The sequence below is a fragment of the Paenibacillus agaridevorans genome, assembly GCF_003112455.1.
GTDB lineage: Bacteria > Bacillota > Bacilli > Paenibacillales > Paenibacillaceae > Pristimantibacillus > Pristimantibacillus agaridevorans.
Window position 1 is genome coordinate 21,539 of the sequence record NZ_BDQX01000113.1, and the last position, 4,003, is coordinate 25,541.

Sequence of the window (4,003 nt, forward strand, 5' to 3'; positions counted from 1 at the left end):
TCTTCTTTGCTTAAGCGGTGCAGGCCGTAGGCGATATTGTCCTCCACATTCATATGAGGCCACAGCGCATAATCCTGAAACACCATGTTAATGCCGCGTTTCTCGGGCGGCATCATGGTCTGGGGAGAAGCGATCACCTTGCCGCCCAGCCGAATTGCGCCTCCGTCCGGCTTGGCTAGGCCGGCCACCAATTGCAGCAGCGTCGACTTGCCGCAGCCTGAGGGCCCCAGCACGCTTATGATTTCCCCTTCCTTCATCTGGAACGAAATCCCGTCCAACGCCCGGAATGCGCCATATTGCTTGGATACGTCTTGCATGTCCAGCAATACCGAAGCCTGGTCCTTCTCCTTGCCGGCGGAAACCCGGGCAGCATCTTTTGCCGATACCGGAGCCAGAGATGCCGCCGGTATCGACGCGGCCCACGCCTGAACGGCAGCAGCGCCCGTGAACACCGAAGACAATCGCGACTTGATATTCATGAACGCGCCTCCTTTCTTCTGAACAACAGTTCAATAACCAATATAATCGCCACCACAACTCCGCCTCCCAATATCGTTGCCGCCGACGCATAACCGAAGCGCATATCCTCGAACGACTTGTTGATCGCTACAGGGAATGTGATGTAATTGGGCGGGAACAATACCGAATTGACCGCGAGATCAAACACGCTGGCGCCGAATGCCGCCAACCCCGCGGACAGCAGCGCTCCCCGCATCAGCGGCAGCAATATGCGCCTGATCCGGCGCAGCAGCGAATCGCCTTGCAAACCTGCCGCATGAAGAAAGGATTGCGGCACCTTGGCCATCGCCCCTACCATAATCCGCGTAATGACGGGGATCGCTCCTGCAATCGCCGCAAGCACCAGAATGGCCGGTTTGCCGTACAACAGCAAGCCCAGCGGTTCCAGCCAGCGCTGATTCCATACAAAAATATATCCGATGCCAAGCACGACGCCCGGTACAGCCAGAGTGACAAGCGACAGCACCTCAATGCCGCGCCGGAACCGGAACTGCGAATACGTCAACACAAAGGCAACCAACAAACCAACAACAAGCCCGATAACAGCTGCGGATGCCGCGATCATAAGCGAACGCCCGAGACCATGCAGCAACTGGAAGCCGCCGTCGAACAACGCCGCATAGTTGGCCAGCGTCAGGTTTTCCGCCTTCACGCCGCCTCCCTGCGCTTGCATAAACGACATCATCAGACTTGAGCCGATCGGAATACCAATGATGACAAGCAGGAAAACGATGTTGCCTGCAGCAAGTAGCCAGCGGTATTTGCCCGCCTCCTTTGGCACGGAAGGCACCGCGCCCCCCGACATAAAGTCGAAACGGGAACGGCGCATGGCCGCAAATTGCAACAGCATCGCGACGCTGATCAGAAGCACCAGATAGAAGGACAATACGCCCGCCATATCGAATCGAATGGGCGATGTATACAGAGCCGAATATATGGAATACGGCAACGTCGGGAAGCGGTAGATAGCCGCAATGGAAGACGGCAGACCGAAGTCGCCAATCGTGTCCATAAATACCAGCGCCGCTCCGGCCAGCAGTGCCGGCAGCAGCAGCGGCGCCTGTATCGTCGCCCACACCTTGATCGGCGAAGCGCCGCCCAGCCTGGCCGCATCCGACAACTGCTGCACCTTCCATTCCATCGCCGCTTTCATACTGAGGTAAGCGAGCGGGAATTTGCTCAAGGTCATGATGACAGTCAGCCCGGCGGGCTGGAATACCGCACCCGGCACCCAGTCCCAGCCGAACAGGTTTACGGCCAGCCCTTGCTGCGCTGAAAACATAACCCAGCCTTGAGCCAGAATAAATGAAGGCATGATTAGCAGCAACCAGACGGCGGCATCAAGCAAGCCGGCAGTGGGGAAACGCCAGGTCGATCGAACCGTGGCCAGCACGCCGCCAAGCAGCGTGCCGATCAGAGTGGTGCCGATACCCAGCAGCAACGAGTTTTCGAGCGACTTTTGCCATAACGGACGTTTGAATATTTCAAGAAGCAGACTAAGATCGCCTATAACCCAATTCCCGAAAAAGACGCCGGGCAACAATACTTGAATGACCACCGCCAGGAGCGGGTACAGGACCAGAATCAGCAGCGCGATGCTGACCAGCCAACCAAGCCGTTCATTCGTAAGCCTGAACATGGCCGTTACTTAACCGCTTTGTCGGCAAACCATTGTTTGATTTCCGCTTCATGCTGCGACGCCCACGCGGCATCCGCGGCAATCAGCTTTGCGTTCGCGGCGCGATCCGGTCTCGCCGTCACGCCTTGGGCAGCGGGATCGAAGTAAGCTTCTTCGCCTTCATCAACAAGCTGTTGTTGTGTTTTAGCATCCAGCAGGAATTCGATAAACGCTTTGGCTGCATTCGGGTTTTTCGTATTTTTCTGAATAGCGGCTACGCGCACGGATGCCGGAGCGCCTTCTTCGGGCCAAATGATGCCGATCGGCTCGTTATTGTTAACCATGCTGTACGCATTCGATTCTTGCAAAGCTGCCAGCTTCACTTCACCGCCGGACAATGCTTGTACGATCTGCGGATTTTTCGGATAAACGCGCAAGCCGTTGTTGAACCAGCTATCGAAAAACGCCTTGCCTTCTTCTACTCCGCCGGCTTTGTCGAAGAGCGCCGCAACAAACGGATAGGCCGGAGCTGCGATGGCAGGGTCGGCTGTTGCGATTTGGTCCTTGTATTCCGCTTTGGCGAAGTCAGCCCAAGTTTTGGGAGCCGTCTCTTCGGTATAGAAGTTTTTGTTGTATACGATGATGCCGGAAGCATGAGCGCCGGTAGGGAAATATGTTTTGTTCTCGGGAATGTACGCTTTGAAGTCTTCGGCAACCTGCGACAGATTTTCCGGCTCCCAGCCTTCCAGCAGTTGGCCTTGCAGACCCAAGCCGTGAATGGACGGCATCATGTCCGCCCAGACGATGTCCCAATGAGGATTGCCTTTTTCCGCTTCGATTCTGGACATGATCTCCGCGCCGTTGCCCGTTACGAGCTCTACATCGTACCCGGTTGCTTCCTTGAACATATCGGCGATGATGGCGTCAAAATCGTTAAGGTACACAACAAGCTTGCCTGCATCTTCAACAGCCGGCTCTTCCGTTGCAACTGTCTCCGTCGTTGGCGCTGCAGTCGGCGACGGAGCTGCCCCGGATTCCGACTTATTGCCGTTTTCCGCCCCATTATTGCCTCCGCATGCTGCAAGTACAGTCAACATAGATGTCAGCACGATGCCTGTCGTTACTCTTTTCCATTGAATCGGATAAACATTCATTCGTTTTTCTCCACCTTTTCGTCAGCCGTTTTTGCTTACACGGTTACTTTATCAACGAAAAATCAACGACAGATTAGAGAAAGATTAAACCATTGTTAAATAAACTTTAGAAATATTGAAATATATATAGATAAAATGTATATTCGGAGGGGATGAGGTGATGATATGACCATTCAACAATTAAAAGTGTTATTGGAAATATGCAAAGGCAAAACATTGCTGGAAACGGCGGAGAAGCTGGGACTCACCCAACCTACGGTCAGCTTCCATTTGCGCAAGCTGGAGGAGGTACTAGGACTCGAGCTGGTGCGCAAGACGTCGCGGAAGCTCCGGCCCACGGAAGCCGCGCTGGAGCTGCTCCCCTATATTCGTCGCATCGTGTTCCTTGGCGGCGAGCTGGAAGAGCATGCCGCGCAGTTGCATAAAAGGGGCGGCGGACGATTAAAGCTTGGCGCTAGCTATACGCCCGCCACCTATCTGCTGCCCGCCTGCTTCTCCGCCTTTCAGGAGGAGTACCCGAGTATTCAGCTGCAGCTGACCGTCAAAAAGGCGGGCACCATTATGGCCATGCTGCGCAATTACGAGCTGGATGCCGCGGTTGTGTCGCTTCCGAATTCGCCGGAACCAGGCTTGTCCATACAGCCATTGTTGGAGGATGAGCTGCGGCTTGTTGTCGCTCCCGGCCATCGACTGTCGGGCCCGCAGGGGATAG

The 4,003-nt window shown here is 55.1% G+C and carries 4 protein-coding genes; 1 reads left to right on the forward strand and 3 read right to left on the reverse strand.

Annotated elements, in window-relative coordinates:
- From PAT3040_RS11955 to PAT3040_RS11965, 3 genes are all read right to left on the reverse strand, one after another.
- Positions 1–479, reverse strand: a 479-nt coding sequence (locus PAT3040_RS11955) for an ATP-binding cassette domain-containing protein (RefSeq protein WP_258234950.1), incomplete at its 3' end; no start/stop codon positions are given.
- Positions 476–2,158 carry an ABC transporter permease gene (locus PAT3040_RS11960; RefSeq protein ID WP_108992837.1) on the reverse strand — a complete coding sequence of 561 codons (1,683 nt, stop codon included), beginning with the start codon at positions 2,156–2,158 and terminating at the stop codon, positions 476–478. The genes PAT3040_RS11960 and PAT3040_RS11955, both read right to left, overlap by 4 nt.
- Before the next feature lie 5 nt (positions 2,159–2,163).
- Positions 2,164–3,291 carry an extracellular solute-binding protein gene (locus tag PAT3040_RS11965; protein ID WP_108992838.1) on the reverse strand — a complete coding sequence of 376 codons (1,128 nt, stop codon included), beginning with the start codon at positions 3,289–3,291 and terminating at the stop codon, positions 2,164–2,166.
- A 165-nt stretch (positions 3,292–3,456) separates the two neighbouring features.
- Here PAT3040_RS11965 and PAT3040_RS36955 point away from each other — a divergent pair.
- A partial coding sequence (locus PAT3040_RS36955) for a LysR family transcriptional regulator (RefSeq protein ID WP_181376578.1) occupies positions 3,457–4,003 on the forward strand: 547 nt, incomplete at its 3' end.